Origin of the sequence: Bacillus sp. JJ1503, assembly GCF_036965125.1 — a bacterium.
Taxonomy (GTDB): domain Bacteria; phylum Bacillota; class Bacilli; order Bacillales; family Cytobacillaceae; genus Cytobacillus.
Genome location: NZ_JBALOZ010000222.1, coordinates 17880 through 23030, shown reverse-complemented (window position 1 = coordinate 23030; position 5151 = coordinate 17880). Strand labels below are relative to the sequence as shown.

Annotated in this window: 5 protein-coding genes; all 5 read left to right on the top strand. The window is 38.1% G+C overall.

Annotated features, from left to right (window positions below):
• Positions 1-68 precede the first annotated feature (68 nt).
• The 5 genes from V7149_RS16715 to lysA all read left to right on the top strand — a co-directional run bounded on the left by V7149_RS16715 (position 69) and on the right by lysA (position 4868).
• Entirely contained in the window at positions 69-689 is a 621-nt protein-coding gene (locus V7149_RS16715; protein WP_335346740.1) for a stage V sporulation protein AA, read from the top strand.
• On the top strand, positions 676-1101 hold the full coding sequence (locus V7149_RS16710) for a stage V sporulation protein AB (protein ID WP_335346739.1): 426 nt from the start codon (positions 676-678) through the stop codon (positions 1099-1101). Before V7149_RS16715 ends, V7149_RS16710 begins: the two co-directional genes overlap by 14 nt.
• Positions 1102-1133: 32 nt before the next feature.
• Positions 1134-1721 carry a stage V sporulation protein AE gene (locus V7149_RS16705; protein ID WP_335346738.1) on the top strand — a complete coding sequence of 196 codons (588 nt, stop codon included), beginning with the start codon at positions 1134-1136 and terminating at the stop codon, positions 1719-1721.
• Entirely contained in the window at positions 1711-3168 is a 1458-nt protein-coding gene (locus V7149_RS16700; RefSeq protein WP_335346742.1) for a spore germination protein, read from the top strand. The genes V7149_RS16705 and V7149_RS16700 overlap by 11 nt, the downstream gene beginning before the upstream one ends.
• A gap of 380 nt (positions 3169-3548) precedes the next feature.
• On the top strand, positions 3549-4868 hold the full coding sequence (lysA, locus tag V7149_RS16695; RefSeq protein ID WP_335346737.1) for a diaminopimelate decarboxylase: 1320 nt from the start codon (positions 3549-3551) through the stop codon (positions 4866-4868).
• Positions 4869-5151: the final 283 nt, after the last annotated feature.

The window sequence follows — 5151 nt, the reverse complement described above, 5'->3', positions numbered from 1 at the left end:
ATCATGAAGTCAATATATGTAACTCATACTACATATATAAGGAAATTTATATGTAGGAAGTGAGAAAAATGGAACAAACGGTTTATATTCGATTGAGACATCGATTGCAAGTTCGACCGCGAGCCTCCATTTTTGTAAAGGACATTGCGCAGATCATTGCCGATGAACAGATTTACGCCCAATTAAGAAATTTAAAAGTTTATGAGGTGAGTGAAAAGGATCAAAATATGATCGTAGTAGATGTAATGAAAGTAATCCGGGAGATCATTAAACAACATCCTGAAGTTGAGATTCAAACAGTAGGGCCATCACAAGTAATCGTTGAAGTGATTGCAAAAAAACGAAAGATTTCCATTCCGCTATTTTTTATTGTTTGGCTCTTATTATTTTTCGGTGCTGCATTGACAATCATGAATTTCCATGAGGATGTAAGCATGCAGATTGTTCAGCAGCGGATTTATACGATAATGACTGGGGAAGTCGATTCAAAGCCGTTAATTTTCCAAATTCCATATTCGATTGGTTTAGGTGCAGGAATGATTCTTTTTTTTAACCATTTATTTAAAAAGCGTCTAAATGATGAACCGAGCCCGCTGGAAGTGGAGATGTTTAATTATCAAATGGATTTAGACAACTATATATCTATGCATCAAAACAAAGAAAGTATGAAAAATATTGACGACCATTAATGTGATTATAGTTGTTTTTATTGGACTTGCCGGTGGTTTAGCAGTAGGCTCAGGCTTCGTAGCGTTTTTAACTGTATTTGGCATTATCCCAAGACTGACACAGCTTACTAAAACGATGAAAATGGTACGTTTTTATGAGTGGGCAATTGTGTTAGGGGCTGTTATTGGTGCAGCGGCTACTTTATGGGACCCCATTTTAACCCTTACTCCGTACCTTTTATTACCCATTGGTTTAGCCTCAGGCGTATTTGTAGGAATGGTTGCCGCAGCGTTAACAGAAGTATTAAATGTACTCCCAATTCTTGCAAAAAGAATTGGAGTTGACGGACAAATTGTCATTTTATTAATGGCGATTGTTTTCGGGAAGATCTTTGGGTCCTTATATCAATGGGTGTATTTTGTTGATAAATAATAGACCATACCACAATGAAAGGAACAATAAATATGGATGATAGGAGAAGCGTGATTTTAGTAACAGATGGGGATGACTATGCTAGAAGGTCTATTGAATATGTGGCAAAGGAAATAGGCGGAAGATGCATCTCATTATCCCACGGGAATCCCACAGTATTAAGTGGTCCTGCAATCGTTAAACTGATAAAAAAAGCTTCTCATGATCCAGTTATAGTTATGTTTGATGATAGTGGCTTCGAAGGAGAAGGAGCGGGAGAAAAGGCCTTAAAGTATGTAGCTTGCCATGAAGATATTGAGGTGTTGGGAATTGTTGCGGTTGCAGCCAAGACGAGGCAGGCTGAATGGACGAGAGTAAATGTCTGCATTGACCGAGAAGGGGGATTAACTCCATATGGTGTGGACAAATATGGGCTGCCTGAAATGGATATTGGCAGGCTAAATGGTGACACTGTTTATTGCCTTGATGAACTAAATGTTCCAATCATTGTTGGAATTGGAGATATTGGAAAAATGGCAAAAATGGATGACCTTGATAAAGGGTCTCCAATAACGAGGAAAGCTATTGAGCTTATTATGGAAAGGAGCGGTTATCGTGTCAGACAACAAGATGCAGAATAAAATGCCTATTCCTGAATCATTAGATAAAATTGAAAAATATATGGAAGAACGAATTGGGCTCGGTGTAAGCTTCGATTTAGGGATAAGAAAGCTGAAAATTCTTCGCAAAGATGTGCATTTGTATTATGTAAATGGCTTAACCGACTCACTGATCATCGTTCAATTAATCGAAGAACTAGTTGAGATTAATGATCATGAAAAACAATCCTCAAAAATTTTTGAAATTGTTGAAAACCGCCTAGTCCATGATGCTGTAGAAAAAATAAAGACAATGGATGAACTTGTAGATCAAGTACTATCTGGATTAATTGTTGTTGTCATTGAGGGAGAAATGACCGCATTTGTCGTTGATGTTCGCAGCTATCCAGGGAGGTCACCGCAAGAACCGGATACAGAAAAGGTCATCCGCGGATCTCGGGATGGTTTTGTCGAGAACATTATTTTGAATACAGCCTTAACAAGAAGAAGGATTAAAGATGAAAGACTTCGCTTTGAAATTACAGCTGTTGGTGAAAGGTCCAAAACAGATGTTGCCATCGGGTATATTAGAGATATTGCCGACCCTGATTTAATTAATATAATCAGGAAGGAAATTGAAAATATAAAAATTGATGGGATCCCGATGGCTGATAAAACAGTAGAAGAATTTCTTTTCAAACAAGGATATGATCCTTTCCCGTATGTTCGTTATACAGAACGAGCAGATGTTGCTGCAACACATTTACTCGAAGGTCATGTTCTCGTATATGTGGATACATCACCAAGTGTCATTATCACACCGACAACGTATTTCTATCATATGCAGCATGCGGAAGAATATAGACAGTCACCCGCTGTTGGGACTTTTGAACGCTGGATGCGCTTTATTGGCATATTTTCCTCCTTGTTTCTGTTACCGCTATGGTTTTTATTTGCTTTGGAGCCGTCACTTTTGCCGGAAAGTCTTTCATTTATTGGGCCAAATGAAAAAACAAACGTTCCGATTATCGTACAAATATTTCTAGCTGATTTTGGTATAGAGATTCTACGGATGGCAGCTATACATACACCGACCCCACTTGCCACGGCCATGGGATTAATTGCCGCTGTGTTGATTGGGCAAATTGCGATTGATGTTGGATTATTTGTCCCAGAAGTAATCCTTTATGTATCATTAGCAGCCATTGGAACCTATACGACTCCAAGTTACGAATTAAGTATTGCCAATAAAATAACAAGGCTTTGTTTATTAATCGCGGTAGCCATTTTCCATGGACCAGGATTAATCGTCTCAATTACATTATTCATCATTTGGCTTGCAAGCAAAAAGCCGCTGAATACACCTTATTTATGGCCATTCATTCCATTTTATCCAAAAGCACTACTGCAGATTATTGTTCGCAGGGCGGTACCAGGATCGAAGCTTCGTCCAAGTATTAACCGCCCTAGGGATCGTGTTAGGCAGTAATAAAGTGAAACTTCAATCAGTGGTGGGAGTTCCGATGCATTAGGTGTGTAAGTGCTAACGAAGACATTAGGCAGTGGCGAACTTAGTCGGCCTTCATCCCCCACTGTTAAAAGTTGAACAAATCTGCGAAAAAATAATAAAGCGGCCTAGTCATTGCGATTGTGATTAGCTTGTATTTATGTTAAAGTATTTGTAATATTTCCAATAGGATATTAAAAAAGACAGTTTCTCATGTAGAATTCTGTCTATATATTTCTAAAGAATGATGCTAAAGCTAAAAAAGAAGAGAATGGCGGATATGATTATCAAGCCTCGTTGTAAGTGAATAAAATAATATCTAAGGCATGTATACAGCTGTGCTTTTAGGAAGAGGGGAAATTATGTATTTACATGGCACATCAAAGGTTAATACTAAGGGTCATCTTGAAATAGGCGGAGTAGACACGGTTGAACTTGCTGAGAAATATGGAACACCATTATATATTTATGATGTATCGTTAATAAGAGAGCGGGCAAGGGGCTTTAAGCAAACATTCGAAAACTTAAAAGTACCTGCTCAGGTTGCTTATGCTAGCAAGGCCTTTTCAACTATTGCGATGGTTCAGCTTGCAGAGGAAGAAGGTCTATCATTAGATGTTGTTTCAGGCGGTGAATTATATACAGCTTTGGCAGCTGATTTTCCGAGAGAGCGTATTCATTTTCACGGAAATAATAAAAGCAAAGAAGAACTTGAAATGGCACTGAAGCACGAGATCGGCTGTATAGTTGTTGATAACTTTTATGAGCTGGAATTATTAAATTCCCTTTGCGAATTATTGAAAATGGACACAAAAATATTATTAAGAGTAACCCCAGGGATAGAAGCACATACCCATGATTATATTTTAACAGGTCAAGCAGATTCGAAATTTGGTTTTGATTTGCAAAATGGGCAAGCAGAAAAGGCTCTTAATATGGCGCTTCAATTTGAGAGAATAGAAGTACTTGGACTTCATTGTCATATCGGGTCGCAAATATTTGAAACAACAGGCTTTATTTTAGCGGCTAAGAAGCTTTTTGAAAAACTGCATGATTGGAAGGAAGCCTTCTCCTATGAGTCTAAGGTTTTAAACTTAGGAGGCGGATTCGGGATTCGCTATACGGATGAGGACAAGCCTCTGCCAGCGGCCCAATATGTAGCCGAAATTATTGAAGAAGTGAAAAAGCAGGCAGAAAATTATTCCATGAAGATGCCTGAAATATGGATTGAGCCGGGAAGATCTTTAGTTGGGGATGCTGGAACTACTCTTTACAAAATTGGATCAAGAAAAGAAGTCCCAAATGTTCGTCAATATGTGGCAGTAGATGGCGGGATGAGCGATAATATTCGACCTGCTCTATATCAGGCGAAATATGAGGCCGTGTTAGCTAATAGGGTACATGAAAAAACAGAGGAAACTGTATCAATTGCAGGGAAGTGTTGTGAATCAGGTGACATGCTTATTTGGGATTTACCTCTTCCAAAATCTGATAGTGATGATTTATTAGCTGTATTTTGTACAGGTGCTTATGGGTATGCTATGGCTAATAACTATAATCGTCTCCCAAGACCTGCTGTTGTATTTGTCGAGAATGGGGAAGCGAAGCTTGTTGTGAAACGGGAAACATATGAGGATTTAATTAGAATGGATCTTTCAATTAAACAAAAAATTAATAAATAATTAAAGCTGCCATTTAAAGGCAGCTTTACTTTATTTTCAGTATGTGGCATGGAAATAATGTTCTCTATCGTGTAAAATGAAGTTGTCCATAGTTTTTTAGATTTCTTTAGGAGGGGCAACTTAGGGTATATGAAGAAAAATAATTGGCTTCTTTTCGTTTTATTCTTAATAGGCAGCCTAGCATGGGGGCTTTTTTATTGGTTCGTTATTGTTCCATCAAAGTGAATCCATTTCGAAAATTGAAATTGAGAAGGATAGTGGAAAATAGCATTTGTGAGGGAGC

Excerpts from the sequence above, each read along its gene's own strand:
- V7149_RS16715 (WP_335346740.1), top strand. The coding sequence starts at position 69 with ATGGAACAAACGGTTTATATTCGATTGAGACATCGATTGCAAGTTCGA.
- V7149_RS16705 (WP_335346738.1), top strand. The coding sequence starts at position 1,134 with ATGGATGATAGGAGAAGCGTGATTTTAGTAACAGATGGGGATGACTAT.
- V7149_RS16700 (WP_335346742.1), top strand. The coding sequence starts at position 1,711 with ATGCAGAATAAAATGCCTATTCCTGAATCATTAGATAAAATTGAAAAA.
- lysA (WP_335346737.1), top strand. The coding sequence starts at position 3,549 with ATGTATTTACATGGCACATCAAAGGTTAATACTAAGGGTCATCTTGAA.